This window comes from Sphingomonas sp. CFBP 8760 (assembly GCF_014841615.1).
GTDB lineage: Bacteria > Pseudomonadota > Alphaproteobacteria > Sphingomonadales > Sphingomonadaceae > Sphingomonas.
Map to the genome: position 1 here is coordinate 71,434 of NZ_JACYUG010000010.1, position 18,146 is coordinate 89,579.

General features: G+C 69.0%; 15 protein-coding genes. 9 read left to right on the forward strand and 6 right to left on the reverse strand.

Annotated elements, in window-relative coordinates; all coding sequences use genetic code 11:
* Positions 1-11: 11 nt before the first annotated feature.
* Positions 12-509 carry a hypothetical protein gene (locus IFT82_RS13380; protein ID WP_192127561.1) on the reverse strand — a complete coding sequence of 166 codons (498 nt, stop codon included), beginning with the start codon at positions 507-509 and terminating at the stop codon, positions 12-14.
* Positions 510-568: 59 nt separating this feature from the next.
* Between IFT82_RS13380 and IFT82_RS13385 the strand changes: the two genes are divergently transcribed.
* The gene (locus IFT82_RS13385; protein ID WP_192127563.1) at positions 569-1,906 is read left to right on the forward strand and encodes a hypothetical protein; all 1,338 of its coding nucleotides are present in this window, start codon (positions 569-571) and stop codon (positions 1,904-1,906) included.
* A gap of 1 nt (position 1,907) precedes the next feature.
* Here the strand turns inward: IFT82_RS13385 and IFT82_RS13390 are convergent, their stop codons facing one another.
* Entirely contained in the window at positions 1,908-2,876 is a 969-nt protein-coding gene (locus IFT82_RS13390; protein WP_192127566.1) for a cation diffusion facilitator family transporter, read from the reverse strand.
* Positions 2,877-3,127: 251 nt separating this feature from the next.
* On the opposite strand from IFT82_RS13390, the gene hrpB reads away from it, so the two are divergent.
* Both hrpB and IFT82_RS13400 read left to right on the forward strand, forming a co-directional pair.
* On the forward strand, positions 3,128-5,572 hold the full coding sequence (hrpB, locus tag IFT82_RS13395) for an ATP-dependent helicase HrpB (RefSeq protein WP_192127568.1): 2,445 nt from the start codon (positions 3,128-3,130) through the stop codon (positions 5,570-5,572).
* A 9-nt stretch (positions 5,573-5,581) separates the two neighbouring features.
* Positions 5,582-5,863 (forward strand): ETC complex I subunit, encoded by a 282-nt coding sequence (locus tag IFT82_RS13400; protein ID WP_192127569.1) that lies wholly within the window; start codon positions 5,582-5,584, stop codon positions 5,861-5,863.
* Between the two features lie 319 nt (positions 5,864-6,182).
* On the opposite strand, the gene msrA is transcribed toward IFT82_RS13400, so the two are convergent.
* Positions 6,183-6,731, reverse strand: coding sequence for a peptide-methionine (S)-S-oxide reductase MsrA (gene msrA / locus IFT82_RS13405; RefSeq protein ID WP_192127571.1), 549 nt, complete (start codon positions 6,729-6,731; stop codon positions 6,183-6,185).
* Positions 6,732-6,792: 61 nt separating this feature from the next.
* On the opposite strand from msrA, the gene galE reads away from it, so the two are divergent.
* Positions 6,793-7,782 carry a UDP-glucose 4-epimerase GalE gene (gene galE, locus IFT82_RS13410; RefSeq protein WP_192127573.1) on the forward strand — a complete coding sequence of 330 codons (990 nt, stop codon included), beginning with the start codon at positions 6,793-6,795 and terminating at the stop codon, positions 7,780-7,782.
* Positions 7,783-7,924: 142 nt separating this feature from the next.
* Here the strand turns inward: galE and IFT82_RS13415 are convergent, their stop codons facing one another.
* Positions 7,925-8,797, reverse strand: a complete 873-nt coding sequence (locus IFT82_RS13415; protein WP_192127575.1) for a LysR family transcriptional regulator — start codon at positions 8,795-8,797, stop codon at positions 7,925-7,927.
* A 93-nt stretch (positions 8,798-8,890) separates the two neighbouring features.
* On the opposite strand from IFT82_RS13415, the gene IFT82_RS13420 reads away from it, so the two are divergent.
* The 5 genes from IFT82_RS13420 to IFT82_RS13440 are packed head-to-tail and all read left to right on the forward strand — an operon-like array spanning position 8,891 to position 14,826.
* Complete coding sequence (locus IFT82_RS13420; RefSeq protein WP_192127577.1) at positions 8,891-10,060, forward strand: isovaleryl-CoA dehydrogenase; 1,170 nt, start codon at positions 8,891-8,893, stop codon at positions 10,058-10,060.
* The gene (locus tag IFT82_RS13425; protein ID WP_192127579.1) at positions 10,060-11,655 is read left to right on the forward strand and encodes a carboxyl transferase domain-containing protein; all 1,596 of its coding nucleotides are present in this window, start codon (positions 10,060-10,062) and stop codon (positions 11,653-11,655) included. The genes IFT82_RS13420 and IFT82_RS13425 overlap by 1 nt, the downstream gene beginning before the upstream one ends.
* A gap of 5 nt (positions 11,656-11,660) precedes the next feature.
* A complete protein-coding gene (locus IFT82_RS13430) occupies positions 11,661-13,514 on the forward strand; it encodes an acetyl/propionyl/methylcrotonyl-CoA carboxylase subunit alpha (protein WP_192127674.1) in 1,854 nt (617 codons plus the stop codon).
* On the forward strand, positions 13,514-13,981 hold the full coding sequence (locus tag IFT82_RS13435; protein WP_192127581.1) for a MaoC family dehydratase: 468 nt from the start codon (positions 13,514-13,516) through the stop codon (positions 13,979-13,981). Before IFT82_RS13430 ends, IFT82_RS13435 begins: the two co-directional genes overlap by 1 nt.
* A complete protein-coding gene (locus IFT82_RS13440) occupies positions 13,978-14,826 on the forward strand; it encodes an HpcH/HpaI aldolase/citrate lyase family protein (protein ID WP_192127583.1) in 849 nt (282 codons plus the stop codon). The genes IFT82_RS13435 and IFT82_RS13440 overlap by 4 nt, the downstream gene beginning before the upstream one ends.
* Before the next feature lie 88 nt (positions 14,827-14,914).
* Here the strand turns inward: IFT82_RS13440 and gyrB are convergent, their stop codons facing one another.
* Together gyrB and IFT82_RS13450 are read right to left on the reverse strand one after the other, a co-directional pair.
* The gene (gene gyrB, locus IFT82_RS13445) at positions 14,915-17,458 is read right to left on the reverse strand and encodes a DNA topoisomerase (ATP-hydrolyzing) subunit B (RefSeq protein WP_192127585.1); all 2,544 of its coding nucleotides are present in this window, start codon (positions 17,456-17,458) and stop codon (positions 14,915-14,917) included.
* Between the two features lie 88 nt (positions 17,459-17,546).
* Positions 17,547-18,047: an outer membrane protein assembly factor BamE gene (locus IFT82_RS13450; protein WP_192127587.1), complete on the reverse strand. Its 501-nt coding sequence runs from the start codon at positions 18,045-18,047 to the stop codon at positions 17,547-17,549.
* Positions 18,048-18,146 lie beyond the last annotated feature (99 nt).

The window sequence follows — 18,146 nt, forward strand, 5'->3', positions numbered from 1 at the left end:
CACGCGGTAGTTCAGCGCGTCCTGACCGATCGCACTGCCAGTATCGCGATCGTCACCGCCGCCGCCCCACAGGCCAGCCACAGCCACCCGATCAGCATGACCGGTCCGATGGGCCGATAGAGCACCGCGCCGACCGGCCCCACCGACAGCATCTCCGCCCCGAACAAGGCCGCCGCGGCCCCCGCCACCATCCCGGCGGGCACGAGCCATGACGACTGGCGCCCGGCCCGGAACATGGCGATCGCCGCGCCAACCGCGACCAGCAGCATCGCCGCCGCCAGCCCGGCCTGCACCGCATGGCGCGCGACCCCCGGCAGCGCGGCATCGATCACCGCCACCGCGTTGAACCGGATAGTGCCGACCAGTTCGGCCAGCAGGGCGAGATGGACGAACGCCAGCGTCCGCCATGATCCGCGTTGCCGCGGTGCCGCCGTCCCCACGTCCCAGTTCGCCGCCGCGGCGAGCGAGAAGGCGGCAAGGCCCGCCACCAGCGTCCAATTGATCTGCACCCCGTCCCCGCCTAGCCTGCGCGCCGCGGCCATCGATGCCCGCCCGCCTGGAAAATCACGTGCTGCTATACACGATCTATGCGCTCTACACGGCGCTGGCCCTGCTGTCGTTCCGATGGTGGCCGGTGCGGACCGCGATCCCGGCGATATTCATGGCCGGCTGGCTGCTGCTGCCGGTCGGGCATTTCCCGCCCGCCGAAATCGTCGGCAGCCTGCCATGGTGGATCGTCGGCCTCGCATTGGCCTCGTCGATGCTGGCGACCAAGGCATGGGTGGCGGCGGTTGCAGCGCTGGCGGCGGGGCTGGTGTTCGACCGGGCACGGGTGCGGGCATGGCGGCCGCGCTGGATCGACCTGCCGATCGCGCTGTGGTGCCTGTGGCCGCTGATCGACGGGCTGGTCGCGGCGGACCCTGCGCCCGCACCATGGCTCGCCTGCCTCTACGTCACGGGCAGTTGGGGACTGCCCTGGCTGATCGGACGGATCTGGATCGTCGATGCCGCCGATCGCGCCGCGCTGCTGACCGTGATCGTCGGCGCGGGCGCGGTGCTGCTGCCGGTCGCGCTGGTCGAGGGGGTGGCGGGGCCGTTCCTCTACGACGCGCTTTACGGCCCGCACCCGTTCCGCACCGACGGCATGGTCCGCTATATCGGCTATCGCCCGCTCGCCCTCTTCGAGAACGGCAACCAGTACGGCATCTGGATCGCGATCAGCGCGGTGGCGGCGGCATGGCTGGCCTTCCTGCGTCGCGGTGGCGCCCGGTCGCGCTGGGCACGGCCGCTGTGGCTGGCGGTGACGGCGATGGCGGTGGCGGCGCAATCGGTCGGGGCGTTGTTGCTGGCGGCGGCGGGGATCGCGTTCCTGGCCCTGCGCGGGCGGGCGATCGTGCGGCCGGTGATGATCGCGGGCGTCGCATCGGTCGGGCTGCTGGGGGCGGTCCACCTCAGCGGCATCGTGCCGCTCGAACATATCGCGCGCAATACCACGGTCGGCCAGCAGGTGCTGGGCGCGGTGCGCGGCGTCGGCCGGGGGTCGTTCACCTGGCGGCTTTCGCAGGATGCGAAGGTGCTGCCCGCGATCCACGCCGCGCCGCTGACGGGGACGGCGCGGTGGGACTGGTTCCGGCCGTTCGGCACCCGGCCCTGGGGGATGGCGATGCTGATCCTCGGCCAGTTCGGGCTGATCGGACTGGTGCTGGCGTTCGGCGGCGTGATCGTGCCGGCGGTAGCGGTGCTGTTCCGGCGGATCGGCTACGGCGCATGGGCGCAGGACGACGACGCGCTGCCGCTGGCGGTGATCGTGCTGGTGGCGATGGCAGACGCGACGCTCAATTCGTTCGTCTACCTGCCCGCGATCCTGATCGCGGGCGGCATCGCGGTGCGGCCCCGGCAGCGCTGATTCAGCAGTCCACCGCGCAGTCCTCGCCGGTTTCGACCTGCAACGTCGCATGGCCGATCGCGAAGTCCCGGCGCAGCATGTCGCGCGCGTCCGCCAGGAACGCGTCGCCCGGCGGCCCGCCGGGCATCAGCAGATGCGCGGTCAGCACCGGTTCGGTGGTCGACATCGCCCAGATGTGCAGGTCGTGCAGCCGCGTCACCCCCGGCAGCGCGAGCAGCGCGGCGGCCACCCGGTCGTAATCGATCCCGCGCGGCACGCCGGCCAGCGACAGTTCCACCGTCTCGCGCAGCAGCCCCCAGGTCTGCCAGAAGATCAGCGCCGCGATCACCAGGCTGACGACCGGGTCGATCCAGCCGATCCCCGTCGCCCAGATCACGATACCGGCGATCACCACCCCCGCCGATACCAGCGCATCGGACAGCATGTGCAGGAACGCGCCCCGGATGTTGACGTCACCGTGCCGCCCGCGCGCGAACAGCCATGCGGTCAGCGCGTTGACGAGGATGCCGACCCCCGCGACCGCCGACACCGTCAGCCCGGCCAGCACCGGCGGATCGCCGATCCGCTGCACCGCCTCCAGCACGATCGCGCCCAGCGCGACCAGCAGAAACAGCGCGTTGAGCAGCGCGGCAAGGATCGTCGACCCCTTCAGGCCATAGGTGAAGCGCTTCGTCGCCGGCTTGCGCGCCAGCGACGCGCCGCCCCACGCCACCGCCAGCCCCAGCACGTCGGACAGATTGTGCCCCGCATCCGCCAGCAGCGCGACCGATCCCGTCCACCATCCCGCGCCGCCCTCCGCCAGCACATAGGCGATGTTGAGTGCGATCCCGATCGCGAAGGCGCGGTCGAACGAGGCGGGGGCGTGGTGATGGCCATGGCCGTGTGCATGGCCATGGCCATGGCCGGCATGGTCGTGCCGCTGATGATGCGCATGGCCGTGATCGTGATCGTGATCGTGCAGGTCGGCCATGTGCTCTCTTTCGCGAACGTCGATCCTGCCAGTAGCTATGACGAGCGCGTTTCCCAAACCCGTTCGCCCTGAGCGCAGTCGAAGGGCGCCTCGCCGAGCGAAGCCGAGGCGCCACGGACGGAGCGTCCTCGACGTTGCTCGGACCAGTGCTTCGACTGCGCTCAGCACGAACGGGGAAAGAATTAGATCGTATCATCGCTGGCAGAACGTCCCGCTTTCCGCACCCGCCCGGCTTGTGGCAGGGCACCCCCATGTCCGCCCCCGCCATCCTCCCGATCACCGCCGTCCTGCCCGATCTGCTCGTCGCCCTGCGGCAGGGATCGTCGGCGGTGCTGGTCGCGCCGCCGGGTGCGGGCAAGACGACGGCGGTCGCGCCCGCCCTGCTCGCCGAGCCGTGGTGCACGGGCGAGGTACTGCTGCTGTCGCCGCGCCGGCTGGCGGCGCGCGCGGCGGCGGAGCGGATGGCGCAGTTGGCGGGCGAGGCGGTCGGCGCTACCTTCGGCTATGCGACCCGGCTCGACAGCCGGCGCTCGGCGACGACGCGAGTGATGGTGATGACGCAGGGCATCTTCACCGCGCGCATCCAGGCCGATCCCGAACTGGCCGGCGTGTCGGCGGTGCTGTTCGACGAAGTGCATGAGCGCAGTCTGGAGGGCGATGTCGGCCTCGCCTTCGCGCTCGACGTGCAGGGCGCGCTGCGCCCCGACCTGCGGCTGGTGGCGATGTCGGCGACGCTCGACGGCACCCGCTTCGCCGCGCTGATGGGAGACGCACCCATCATCGAGAGCGAGGGGCGCAGCCACCCCCTCACGCTACGCTATCTGGGCCGCGCTGCCGAACGCCGGCTGGAGGACGAGGTGGCCGGCGCGATCCGCCGCGCGCTGGCGGAGGAAGAGGGCGGCGTCCTCGCCTTCCTGCCCGGCGTCGCGGAGATCGAGCGGGTGGCCGAACGGCTCGACCGCCTGCCCGAGGGGGTCGAACTGTTCCGCCTCCACGGCAATCTTGATCCCGCCGAACAGCGCGCGGCGATCCGCCCGGCCGCGTCGCGCAAGGTGGTGCTGGCGACCTCGATCGCGGAGACCAGCCTGACGCTCGACGGCATCCGCGTGGTGGTCGATCCCGGCCTCGCCCGCCGGCCGCGCTACGATCGCGCCGCCGGGATGACCCGGCTGGTGACGGAACGCGCCAGCCAGGCGGCGGCGACGCAGCGGGCGGGCCGTGCCGCGCGACAGGGGCCGGGCGTGGCGTATCGCCTGTGGGAGGAGGCGGCGACCGCCGGCCTACCGCGCTTCGACCCGCCCGAGATCGTCGAGGCGGACCTGTCGTCGTTGCTGCTCGCGAGCGCGATCTGGGGCGTCGCCGATCCGCGGTCGCTGGCGTGGCTCGATCCGCCCCCGCTCGCGGCGGTGACGGAGGCGCGCGAGCGGCTGGCGACCTTGGGCGCGATCGATGCGGACGACCGGCCGACCGCGCACGGCCACGCCATCGCCGCGCTGCCGATGCCGCCGCGTCTAGCGCATATGCTGATCGTCGCGGGGCAGCGTGGTCTCGGCCGGGTTGCGGCGGAGGTGGCGGTGCTGCTCGGCGAGCGCGGGCTGGGCGGCAACGACCCCGATCTGGAGGTGCGCCGCCGCCGCTGGCGTAGTGAGCGCGGCACCAAGGCAGAGGGCGCGCGCAAGCTGGCCGGACGCTGGGCGCGGCTGGTTGCGTCCGGCGATGAGGCGGGGGAGGGCGCGGAGGGATTGTGTATCGCGCTCGCCTTTCCCGATCGCGTGGCGCGGCGGCGCGATGTATCGGGCGAACAATGGGCCAGCGTCGGCGGGCGCGGGTTCCGGCTCGATCTCACTGCCTCGCTGGCGCGCGCGGAATGGCTGGCGGTGGCGGAGACGCAAGGGTCGGCGGCGGGCGCGCGCATCCTGTCCGCCGCGCCGATCGATCTCGCCGGCATCGAATCGCTGTTCGCCGACGCGATCCGGCTGGTGCGCAGCGTCACCTTCGATCCCGCGACCGGTGGCGTGCAGGCGCTGCGTGAACGCCGCCTCGGCGCGCTGCGCCTGCAATCGGGGCCGGACAGCGCCGCCGATCCGCGCGACGTGGCGGCGGCGCTGCTCGACGGGGTACGCCAGGACGGGGTGGCGCGCCTGCCCTGGGACGACCGCGCGGTGCAGTTGCGCGACCGCGCGGGCTATGCCGGGATCGACAGCGACGCGCTGCTGCTCGACCGGCTGGACGAATGGCTGCCGCCGCTGCTGGCCGGCAAGCGCCGGCTGGATCAGGTCGCGCCCGGCGAGCTGATCGAGGCGATGCGGACCATGATCGGCTGGGACGCGATGCGCCGGATCGACCGGGTGGCCCCCGCCGCCTTCACCTCGCCCGCCGGCAGCGGCCACGCGATCGACTATGCGGCCGAGGGTGGCCCGCGTGTCGAACTGCGCGTGCAGGCGCTGTTCGGGCTGGCGGTGCATCCAGTGGTGGGGGAAGGGCAGGTGCCGCTGGTCCTGTCGCTGACCAGCCCGGCGGGGCGGCCGATCCAGACCACGCGTGACCTGCCCGGCTTCTGGGCGGGCAGCTGGGCGGCGGTGGCGAAGGAGATGCGCGGCCGTTATCCCCGCCATCCCTGGCCCGACGACCCCGCTGGCGCGGCGGCGACGCTGCGCACGAAAAATGCGGATGCAAGGCGCGGCGGATCGCGGTAGATGACGGTCATGGCAACCGCTCGCATTTTCCAGCGCCCGAAGAACTCGATGCAGTCCGGTCGCGCCCGGACCGACCAATGGCAGCTCGAATTCGAGCCGGCCGAGGCCAAGCATCCCGATCCGCTCACGGGCTGGGCCGGCAGCGGCGACACCCGCGACCAGATCCGCCTGCTGTTCCCGACGGTGGAGGCCGCGATCGCGCATTGCGAGCGTGAGGGCCACGACTACACCGTGGTACCCGCGCCCTCGAAGACGCTGAAGCTGCAAGCCTACGCGGACAATTTCCGCTAACCGACGCGGGGCTTTTGTCCCTGATCCTACTTGTTACTGCCTCCCCGGCGGAGGCCGGAGCCCAGTTGGGAAGGCGGTCGTTGTTCATCACGACCCTCCGCCCAACTGGACCCCGGCCTCCGCCGGGGAACTGCTTTTTTGAGCCGGATGATATCAGGTTGAACCGGATGTTCGTCATTGCGAGCGTAGCGAAGCAATCCAGGGCGTCCTGGTCCGGCGCTGGATTGCTTCGCTACACTCGCAATGACGGATTGGGTCAAACCATGTCATCCCGCTCTAGGATAGCTGGTGCCCCTCCGCAGGCGTCACCTCACCTGAATTACGCCGCGACCGCCTTCGATCGCGCCGCGAAGCTCTTGCGCAGCTTCTGGAGCTTGGGCGGGATCACCGCCATGCAATACGGGTTCGACCGGCCCGACGTTTCCCAGTAATCCTGATGATAGCCCTCGGCCGGGTACCAGGTGTCCATCGGCTCGATCGTGGTGACGATCCGGCCGCCGGTTTCGCCCGCCCGTTCGATCGCCGCCTTCATCGCCGCTTCCTGCTCGGGCGAGGCGGGGAACATCGCCGACCGGTACTGGGTGCCGACATCGTTGCCCTGCCGGTTAAGCTGCGTCGGGTCGTGCGTCGCGAAGAAGATGTCGAGCAGGTCGCCGAGATCGAGCTGTTCGGGATCGTAGCCGACGCGGATCGCTTCGGCATGGCCGGTGTCGCCGCCGCACACCTGCTTGTAGGTCGGGTTCGGGACGGTGCCGCCGATATAGCCGCTTTCGACCGAGGTCACCCCGATCACGTCCTTGAACACCGCCTCGGTACACCAGAAACATCCGCCTGCAAGCGTTACATATTCGGTCCCACGTTCAGTCATAGCCAACTCCTTTGATCCCAAGATAGGAAGCCGCTAGGGCGCCCGCAAAGGGAGACGATCGATGGCGGTTATGGTGACGGGCGGCGCAGGGTATATCGGCAGCCATGCGGTGCTGGCGCTGCTCGATGCGGGGCAGGACGTGGTGGTGGTCGACAACCTCGTCACCGGGTTCGACTGGGCGGTGGACGATCGCGCGACGCTGGTCGAATGCGACATCGCCGACGAGGGTCGGGTGCGTGCGGCGATCCGCGGCTACGATGTCGATGCGATCATGCACTTCGCCGGATCGGTGGTGGTACCCGAATCGGTCACCGATCCGCTCAAATACTATCGCAACAACACCGCCGCCTCGCGCTCGCTGATCGAAAGCGCGGTGACGGAGGGGGTGCGGCACTTCATCTTCTCGTCCACCGCCGCCACCTATGGCACGCCGGAAAAGGTGCCCGTCGCCGAGAACGACCCGACCGTGCCGATCAATCCCTATGGCATGTCGAAGCTGATGACCGAGGCGATGCTGCGTGACGTCGCGGCGGCACATCCGATCAACTATTGCGCGCTGCGCTACTTCAACGTCGCCGGGGCCGATCCCGATGGCCGCTCGGGCCAGTCGACGGCGGGCGCCACGCACCTCATCAAGGTGGCGGTCGAGGCGGCGACGGGGCGGCGCAGCCACGTCTCGATCTTCGGCACCGATTTCGACACGCGCGACGGCACCGGCGTGCGCGACTATATCCACGTCTCCGATCTGGCCGCCGCGCATGTCGCGGCCCTCGATCTGCTGCGCACCGATCCGGGCAGCAGCCACACCCTCAACTGCGGCTATGGTCGCGGCTTCTCGGTCGCCGAGGTGCTCGACGCGGTCGATCGCGTCACCAACATGGCGATCGAGCGCAGGCTGGAAGGCCGCCGCGCCGGCGATCCGGCCGAACTGGTCGCCGACAACAGCGCGATCCTCGCCGCGCTGCCGTGGCGGGCAGAACGCGACGATCTGGAAGGCATCGTCCGCGACGCGCTGGCCTGGGAGCGCAAGCTGGCCGAGCGGGACCGCTGAGATAGACGGATCGAGACGATCGTTCGCGTCGCGTAGCGGCTGAGCGAAGTCGACATGGCGTATCTGGGCGGCACTGGGGAAGACGGCATCGAGACGATGCCCGGACACGTCGATGCCGCCATCGTGACGGCTGGCGTGCGCGCTATCGGTCGTCGGTGGCGGCAGCGGCCAGTGCGGCGGCGATCTGGCGATGGGAGGCGGATTGCGCGTCGACATGCGCGGCGTGGACCAGCCCGATGGTGCGGGTGAAGTCGAAGCCGTCGAGCGGGATGCGCACGACGCCGGGGTCGCGGAAACCATCGGGCATCACCGTCACCCCCAGACCGGCCCGGACATAGCCCAGCGCCTTGTCGTCGCCGGTCGTCCGTGCCGGGAAGAAAGGCCGGATACCGCGCGCCGTGAAGAACCGGCTGGTCTCCGCCAGCAATTCGCAGTGCCGGCGCAGGATCATGGGATCGTTCGCCAGTTCGTCGACGCGGATGCTGGCGCGCGTGGCGAGTGGATGCACGGTGCCGAGGGCCAGCGAATAGCCTTCGATCAGGATCGGCCGTCCCCTGTCCCCATCGTCGTCGCGCACGATCGTCACCGCCGCGTCGATCCGCCCGCGGGCCAGCCGGTGGCGCAGGTCCCGTTCCGTACCCTCGACGATCTCGATCCGGTCGCCGGTCGGGAAGGCGCGGCGTTCGTGCAGGAGATGTTCGGTCCAGCGTCGCGGCGTCGTCGACAGGATTCCCAGGCGGAGCGTGCCGCCATCGACCGTGCCGATCACCTCGCGTTCGGCTGCGGCGAATTCCGCCTCGATCATCCGGGCATGGCCGAGCAGCCGGACCCCGGCATCGGTCAGTTCCACGCGGCGGTTGGTACGGTGGAACAGCGGCCGGCCCAGCGCCGCCTCCATCTTGGCGATGCCGACCGACAGCGTCGGTTGCGACACGTTGCAGGCCGCCGCCCCGCGCGAGAAATTGCCCGTATCGACCACCGACAGGAAATAGCGGAGGTGATACCGGTCGATCATAGACGTGATCTATGAACTTCCCCCGGCTCTTTCAATTTTGCATGCAGGCCGCATCTCCCTAGAAGTCGTGGCAACGATATCCGGGAGAGTGAGATGGCAGAGCTGGACTTTGGCCTGGGCGAGATGGCGGATACGATCCGCGACACGGTGCGGCGGTTCGCGCTCGACCGGATCGAGCCGATCGCGGCCCGCGTCGATGCGGAGGACAGCTTCCCGCGCGAATTATGGCCCGAGATGGGGGCGCTCGGCCTGCACGGCATCACCGTCGAGGAAGCGGATGGCGGCCTCGGTCTCGGTTACCTGGAGCATCTGATCGCCTGTGAGGAGATCAGCCGCTCGTCCGCCTCGGTCGGTCTCAGCTATGGCGCGCACTCCAACCTGTGCGTCAACCAGATCCGCCGCTGGGGCAATGCGGCGCAGAAGGCGAAATACCTGCCGAAGCTGATCTCCGGCGAGCATGTCGGCAGCCTCGCGATGTCGGAGGCCGGCGCGGGATCGGACGTCGTGTCGATGAAGCTGCGCGCCGACAGGGTCGATGGCGGGTATCGCCTGAACGGCACGAAGTTCTGGATCACCAACGCACCCTATGCCGACACGCTGGTGGTCTATGCCAAGACGATCCCCGACGCCGGATCGAAGGGCATCACCGCCTTCCTGATCGAAAAGGGCATGTCCGGTTTCTCGATCGGGCAGAAGATCGACAAGGTCGGGATGCGCGGATCGCCGACCGCCGAGCTGGTGTTCGATGATTGCCTCGTCGCCGACGAACAGGTGATGGGGCCGCTGAACGGCGGCGTGAAGGTGCTGATGTCGGGGCTGGATTACGAGCGGGTGGTGCTGTCCGGCATCCAGCTCGGCATCATGCAAGCATGTCTTGACGTCGTGCTGCCCTATGTCCGCGAGCGCCGGCAGTTCGGCCGGGCGATCGGCGAGTTCCAGCTGATGCAGGCGAAGATCGCCGACATGTACGTCGCGCTGAACACGTCGCGCGCCTATGTCTATGCGGTCGCCAGGGCGTGCGATGCGGGGCGGACGACGCGGTTCGACGCGGCGGGATGCATCCTGTTCGCGTCGGAAAACGCGGTGAAGGTCGCCAACGAGGCGATCCAGGCGCTGGGCGGCGCGGGCTATACGAAGGACTGGCCGGTCGAGCGCTATTGGCGTGACGCCAAGCTGCTCGACATCGGGGCCGGCACCAACGAGGTGCGGCGGATGCTCGTCGGGCGCGAACTGATCGGTCACGACGCCCCGAAAGCGCAGTAATGACGACGCTGACCACGCTGATCGATCCGGCTTCGGACGAATACCGGGCAAACGTCGCGCATAATCGCGGACTGGCCGCGGCCTTGCGCGCGACCGTGGCGAAGACCGCGCTGGGCGGGTCGGAACAGCATCGCGCCCGGCACGTCGCGCGTGGCAAGCTGCTGCCGCGCGATCGGGTGGAGCGGTTGCTCGATCCCGGCTCGCCGTTTCTGGAGGTGGGCGCGCTGGCGGCGCACGGCCTGTACGATGACGGCGCGCCCGGCGCGGGGGTGATCGCCGGGATCGGCCGGGTGTCGGGGCGCGAGTGCATGATCCTCGCTAACGACGCGACGGTGAAGGGCGGCGCCTATTTCCCGATGACGGTGAAGAAGCATCTGCGCGCGCAGGAGATCGCGCGCGAGAACCGCCTGCCGTGCATCTATCTGGTCGACAGCGGCGGCGCCAACCTGCCGCATCAGGCGGAGGTGTTTCCCGACCGCGATCATTTCGGCCGCATCTTCTTCAATCAGGCGCAGATGTCGGCGGAGGGCATCCCCCAGATCGCCTGCGTGATGGGCAGTTGCACCGCCGGCGGGGCCTATGTCCCCGCCATGGCCGACGAAAGCGTGATCGTGCGCGATCAGGGCACGATCTTCCTCGCCGGGCCGCCGCTGGTGAAGGCGGCGACGGGCGAGGTGATTTCGGCCGAGGAACTGGGCGGAGCGGAGACGCACGGCCGCCGGTCCGGCGTGGTCGATCATGTCGCCGAGAATGACGAACACGCGCTGCTGATCGTGCGCGATATCGTCGCGACGCTGAACAAGCCCAAGGCGGTGGACATCGAGATCGCCGCGCCGCGCTCGCCGAAGCTGGACCCGCAGGACCTGTACGGCCTCGTCCCGCAGGACGTGCGCGCGCCTTACGATGTGCGCGAGGTGATCGGGCGGATCGTCGACGCGTCGGAATTTCATGAGTTCAAGGCGTTGTACGGCACCACCCTCGTCTGCGGCTTCGCCCGCATCTGGGGGATGCCGGTCGCGATCCTCGCCAACAACGGCGTCTTGTTCTCGGAATCCGCGCTGAAGGGCGCTCATTTCATCGAACTGGCGTGCCAGCGGCGGGTGCCGTTGCTGTTCCTCCAGAACATCTCCGGCTTCATGGTCGGGGGGAAATACGAGGCGGAGGGGATCGCCAAGAACGGCGCGAAGCTGGTCACCGCCGTCGCCACCGCGTCGGTGCCGAAGATCACGGTGCTGATCGGCGGCAGTTTCGGCGCGGGCAATTACGGCATGTGTGGCCGCGCCTATTCGCCGCGTTTCCTGTTCACCTGGCCCAACGCCCGCATCTCGGTGATGGGCGGCGAGCAGGCGGCCAGCGTGCTGGCGACGGTCCACCGCGATGCCGAGACGTGGACACCCGAACAGGCCGAAGCCTTCAAGGCGCCGGTCCGCCGGAAATATGAGGATGAGGGCAATCCCTATTACGCCACCGCGCGATTGTGGGACGACGGCATCATCGATCCCGTGCAGACCCGCGACGTGCTGGGCCTCGCCTTTTCCGCCACGCTGAACGCGCCGATCCCCGAGCGCGCGCAGTTCGGCCTGTTCCGGATGTGATGGTGATGATCGAGAGCCTGTTGATCGCCAATCGCGGCGAGATCGCCCGCCGCATCATCCGCACCGCGCGCCGGCTGGGCGTGCGGACGATCGCGGTTTATTCCGACGTCGATGCCGATATGCCGTTCGTGCGCGAGGCGGACGAGGCGGCGTGCATCGGCACCGCTGCTGCCAGCGACAGCTATCTGCGGCAGGACCGGCTGCTGGAGGCGGCGCGTGCAACGGGGGCGGCGGCGATCCACCCCGGTTATGGTTTCCTGTCGGAGAATGCCGAATTCGCCGAGGCGGTGGTCGCGGCCGGACTGGTCTGGGTCGGCGCGCCGCCCGCCGCGATCCGCGCAATGGGTCTGAAGGACGCGGCCAAGGAGCGGATGATCGCCGCCGGCGTGCCGGTGACGCCCGGCTATCTGGGGGCGGACCAGAGCCCGGAGCGGTTGCAGGCGGAAGCCGACGCGATCGGCTATCCGGTGCTCATCAAGGCGGTCGCCGGCGGCGGCGGCAAGGGGATGCGCAAGGTCGATGCCGCGGCCGACTTCGCGGAGATGCTGGCAAGCTGCCAGCGCGAGGCGGCGGCCTCGTTCGGCAACACGCAGGTGTTGATCGAGAAATACATCCTGTCGCCGCGCCATATCGAGGTGCAGGTGTTCGGCGACATGCACGGTGGCGCGGTGCATCTGTTCGAGCGCGACTGTTCGCTGCAACGCCGCCACCAGAAGGTGATCGAGGAGGCGCCTGCACCGGGTATGGATGCCACCACGCGCGCGGCGGTGTGCGATGCGGCGGTAAAGGCGGCGCGTGCGGTCGATTATGTCGGAGCGGGCACGATCGAGTTCATCGCCGACGGGTCGGAGGGTCTGCGGGCCGATCGCATCTGGTTCATGGAGATGAACACGCGGTTGCAGGTCGAGCATCCGGTGACCGAGGCGATCACTGGCCAGGATCTGGTCGAATGGCAACTCCGCGTCGCGTCGGGCGAGCCGTTGCCCCGTACCCAGGACAAGCTGTCGATCACCGGCTGGGCGATGGAGGCGCGGCTCTATGCCGAGAACCCGTCGACCGGCTTCCTGCCCTCGACCGGGCCGCTCGACCGGCTGCGCTTCCCCGCCGACGTTCGCATCGATAGCGGCGTCGAGGAAGGAGGCGCGGTCACGCCTTATTATGATCCGATGATCGCCAAGCTGATCGTCCACGGCTCCAGCCGGCGCGAGGCGGCGGCGAAGCTGGCAGCGGCGGCGGGCGGCACGCAGGTGTGGCCGGTCAGGACCAACGCCGCCTTTCTGGCGCGCGCGGCCGCGCATCCCGATTTCGTCGCTGGCCGCGTCGATACCGGCTTTATCGAGCGCCATGCCGATGCGCTGATCCCGCCGGCCGCGCCGTCCCCGGCGGTGCTGGCCGCGGCGGCGGCGGCAATCCTGCCCGTCCCCACCGGCGATCCATGGACCAGCCTGCGCGGCTTCCGGGCCAACGCCGCACCGTCTCCGCAGATCGAGGTGGAGGTCGCGGGCAAGCCGTATCTGGTCACCGACGTGCCGGGCACCGGTGCGGTCGTCGCGGACGGGGTGTTGTTCCTCGATGGCGAGGCATGGCCGTTCGGTCCGCGCCGCGCCGATCATGTCGCCGGCGGTGGCGACGGTGACGGCGCGATCCTGTCGCCGATGCCGGGCCGCGTGATCGCGGTGCTGGTCACGGCGGGACAGGCCGTCACCAAGGGCGAACGGATGCTGGTGCTGGAGGCGATGAAGATGGAGCAGGCGCTGCTGGCCCCGTTCGATGGCATCGTCGCCGACCTGAAAGTGGCCGAAGGCGCGCAGGTGCCCGAGGGCACGCTGCTGGTGCGCATCGACAAGGGAGAGGGTTGATGGCCGGACGATTCTACGACCAATGGACGGTCGGTGACCGGATCGTCCACGACATCCGCCGCACCGTGACCGAGACGGACAACCTCCTGTTCTCGACCATGACGCACAACCCGCAACCGTTGCATCTGGATGCGGAGGCGGCGCGGGCCAGCGAGTTCGGCCGGATCCTCGTCAACGGCACCTTCACCTTCGCGCTGATGGTCGGGCTGTCGGTCGGCGATACGACGCTCGGCACGCTGGTCGCCAATCTCGGCTACGACAGGCTGGTGATGCCGAAGCCGGTGTTTCTCGGCGATACATTGCGCGCCGAAACCGAAGTACAGGAGTTGAAGGACAGCAAGTCGCGGCCCGAAGCCGGCATCGTCACCTTCGCCCACCACATGCTCAACCAGCGCGACGAGATCGTCTGCCAATGCCTGCGCAGCGCGCTCCTGAAGCGCACCGTTGCCGGGCAGGTCGGGGCATGAGGCTGCGGTCGCTGCTGTTCGTGCCGGGCGACCGGCCCGAACGGTTCGACAAGGCTGCCGCCAGCGGTGCCGACGCGCTGATCCTCGATCTGGAGGATTCGGTGTCGGCCGCGAACAAGCACGTCGCGCGGGCGGCGGTGGCGGCGCGCATCGCCGCGCGGGGGGAGGTCGCGGTGCTGGTGCGGGTCAATCCGCTCGATTCCGGTCTGCTGGCGGACGATCTCGCCGCGCTGCATGGCCTGTGCCCCGGCGGCATCGTGATGCCGAAGGCGGAGGGAGCGGACAGCGTCCGGCTGCTCGATCAGCGGCTGGCGGCGGCGGGGATCGACGCGCCGATCCTGCCGATCGCCACCGAAACCCCCGCCGCGATCTTCCAGCTCGGCAGTTATGCCGATGCGGGCGTGCGACTGGCGGGACTGACCTGGGGCGCGGAGGATCTGCCCGCCGCGATCGGCGCGGCGACCTCGCGGGAGGCGGACGGCCGTTACACCGCGCCCTATGAAATGGTGCGGTCGCTGACGTTGTTCGGCGCCCATGCGGCGGGTGTGGCGGCGATCGAGACGGTGTATCCGGCTTTCCGCGATCTCGACGGACTCGATGCCTATGCCCGCCGCGCGGCGCGGGACGGCTTCACCGGCATGATGGCGATCCACCCGACGCAGGTGGCGACGATCAACGCCGCCTTTTCACCCGACGAACGACAGATCGCGGCGGCGCGGGCGATCGTCGCCGCCTTTGCCGCCGCCCCGGATGCGGGCGCGTTGCAGGTCGATGGCCGCATGGTGGACGCCCCGCACCTGAAACAGGCGCAACGCCTGCTCGATCGCGTCGACGGGACGGCATAGAGCCCGATGACATCCTGGCATAGAATCCATTGGAAAACTCGCGAAAGGGCGAGTTTTCCAATGGACTTCTAAACCGGGCCGGGTCCGTTCAGACGTCCAGATTGGCGACGTTCAGCGCATTGTCCTGAATGAACTCGCGCCGTGGCTCCACCACCTCGCCCATCAACTGGGTGAAGATCATGTCCGCCGCCGACACATCGTCGCTGGTCACGCGCAACATCGTGCGGTTCGACGGATCGAGCGTGGTTTCCCACAGCTGTTCGGCGTTCATCTCGCCCAGCCCCTTGTAGCGCTGGATGGCGAGGCCCTTGCGCCCTGCGGCAAGGATCGCATCCAGCAACTGCGACGGCCGCGCGACCCGCGATTCGCCACGGGCCAGCGTGGTCTTCTCGCCATTCTCGTCGGTGGGGGCATCGTCGCCCTCACGGTCCTCGTCCTCGGGGGCCGCCGCCTGCGCCGCGCCGCGCGCGGGCACCAGCTTGCCGGCCTGCGCGAAGCTGTCCGCCTGTTCGGCCGACAGCGTGTGCAGCTTGCGCGCCTCCGCGGAGGCGATGAAGCTGGCCTCGACGATGTGGTGGTCGGTCACGCCGCGCCAGCGCCGCTCGAAATGGATGCCGCCATCCTCGGTCAGGCGCGCGGTCCACGTCGCCTCGCCGACGGTGCCGGTCTCACCCGATTCCAGCCGTCGCGTCACCTCCGCGACGGTCGCCTGCCGCTGCTCGCGAGTCAGCGCGGGGTCGAGCGCGCCGCCCAGTGCCAGCACCTCGATGATCGACGGATCGTAGCGGCGCGGGACGTAGCGCATCAGCGTGCGCATCCGCCGCGCGTGATCGGTCAGGTCCTTCAGGTCGCGGCCGGTGCGGGCGCCCACCGCCGTCTCGAACACCATCGCCTGCACGCCGCCCTCGACCAGATATTCGTCGAGCGCGGTATCGTCCTTCAGATAGACCTCCGACCGGCCTTTGGTCGCCTTGTACAGCGGTGGCTGCGCGATGAAGAGATGCCCGCGCTCGATCAGTTCGGGCATCTGGCGGTAGAAGAAGGTCAACAGCAGGGTGCGGATGTGCGCGCCGTCGACGTCTGCGTCGGTCATGATGACGACCTTGTGGTACCGCAGCTTGTCCGCGTTGAAATCATCGCGGCCGATGCCGGTGCCCATCGCCTGGATCAGCGTTCCGATTTCCTTGGACGAGATCATCCGGTCGAACCGGGCGCGCTCGGTGTTCAGGATCTTGCCGCGCAGGGGAAGGATGGCCTGGAAATGGCGGTCGCGGCCCTGCTTCGCGGAGCCGCCGGCCGAATCACCCTCGACCAGGAACAGTTCGGACTTGGCGGGATCGCGCTCCTGGCAATCGGCCAGCTTGCCGGGCAGCGACGCGATATCCATCGCGCCCTTGCGCCGGGTCAGTTCGCGCGCGCGCTTCGCCGCCTCGCGCGCCGCGGCGGCGTCGATGATCTTGCCGACGATGCTGCGGCCATGCGCGGGGTTTTCCTCCAGCCATTCCGCCAGCTTGTCCGCCATCAGGCTTTCGAGCGGCTGGCGCACCTCGGATGAAACCAGCTTGTCCTTGGTCTGCGATCCGAACTTCGGGTCGGGCAGCTTGACCGAGACGATCGCGGTCAGCCCCTCGCGCATGTCGTCGCCGGTCAGGCTGACCTTTTCCTTCTTCAGCAACCCCGATTTTTCGGCATAATTGTTGAGCGTGCGGGTCAGCGCCGCCCGGAACGCGGCCAGATGCGTGCCGCCGTCGCGCTGCGGGATGTTGTTGGTGAAGGCGAGGACGTTCTCGTAATAGCTGTCGTTCCATTCCAGCGCGACGTCGATGCCCACTTCGTCACGCTGGCCGTGGATGGCGATCGGTTCGGGGAACAGCGGCGTCTTGGCGCGGTCCAGCCACTTCACGAATGCGGCGATGCCCCCCTCGTAATACAGTTCCACCGTCTTGGGTTCTTCATGTCGCCCATCGGTCAGGAACAGGCGCACGCCCGAATTGAGGAAAGCCAGTTCGCGGTAGCGATGCTCCAGCTTCTCGAAGTCGAACTCCAGGATCTTGAACGTGGCGGGCGAGGGGAGGAAGGTGACGCGCGTCCCTTTCTGTCCGGGCGCCGCAGGGCCGACCACCTTCAGCGGCGACACGGCGTCGCCGAACGCGAAGCGCATGTAATGCTCCTCGCCATCGCGCCAGATCGTCAGGTCGAGGAACTCGCTGAGCGCGTTCACCACCGACACGCCGACGCCGTGCAGGCCGCCCGATACCTTGTAGGCATTGTCGTCGCTGGTGTTCTCGAACTTCCCGCCGGCGTGCAGCTGGGTCATGATGACCTCGGCCGCCGACACGCCCTCCTCGGGGTGGATGCCGGTCGGGATGCCGCGACCGTTATCGGTGACGCTGACCGATCCATCGGGGTTCAGGACGATGTCGATGCGGTCGCAATGCCCGGCCAGCGCCTCGTCGATCGCGTTGTCGCTGACCTCGAACACCATGTGGTGCAGGCCCGATCCGTCATCGGTGTCGCCGATATACATGCCCGGCCGCTTGCGGACGGCGTCCAGGCCCTTCAGCACCTTGATCGACGAGGCGCCATAGTCGGAGGTATTGGCGGGATTCTGCGAATTCTGCGGAGTGGTCATGCCCGATCTATAGCCGGGCGGGCCGCCAATCCCAACTGCAATCCGCCCATTTCCGCCATGCAGACCGGGCGGATCGCAGGACGGCCGGTCAGGGGTTGGTGCGCCCGCCACCATTGGCACCGCCGCCGCCCGGCCCGCCACCGCCCGCCGCGCCGACCGTGCCGATATTGCCGAACAGGTCCTGGAAGAAACCGCGCTGGCGACCCAGCGTCGGCGTCGACTTGCCATAGGGGTTGATCGAGGCGACCTGCGACACGTCGCCGCGGCGGATCGCGGTGACGTTGCCGGCGGGATCGAAGCTGATCTGGATGGTGATCTGCGACTTCACCTTGGGCGTCTGGAACCCGTAGTTGCGGCTGTCGCGGGCGACATAGTACCAGTCGCCCTGACCATCGGGCGCGAACTGGCCGGACACGCTGGGCTGGCCCAGCACCTGCGCCACCGATTGCCGGGTGTCGACGCCCGGCTGCACCGAGTTGACCAGATCGGCATCGATCACATAGCCCTGATGCGAGCGCAGCGGCGCACAGCCGCCGACCGTGACCCCGACGATAAGCCCTGCGACGAGCGCGGCGGACGGGAAACGCATGGGGATCACTCCAGACGGGCACGCAAGCGATATGACGGGGCGGCCGCGCGCCCGCGATTGCATCGGCCACCGATCGCCTCGATATGCGAGGAGCCCGCA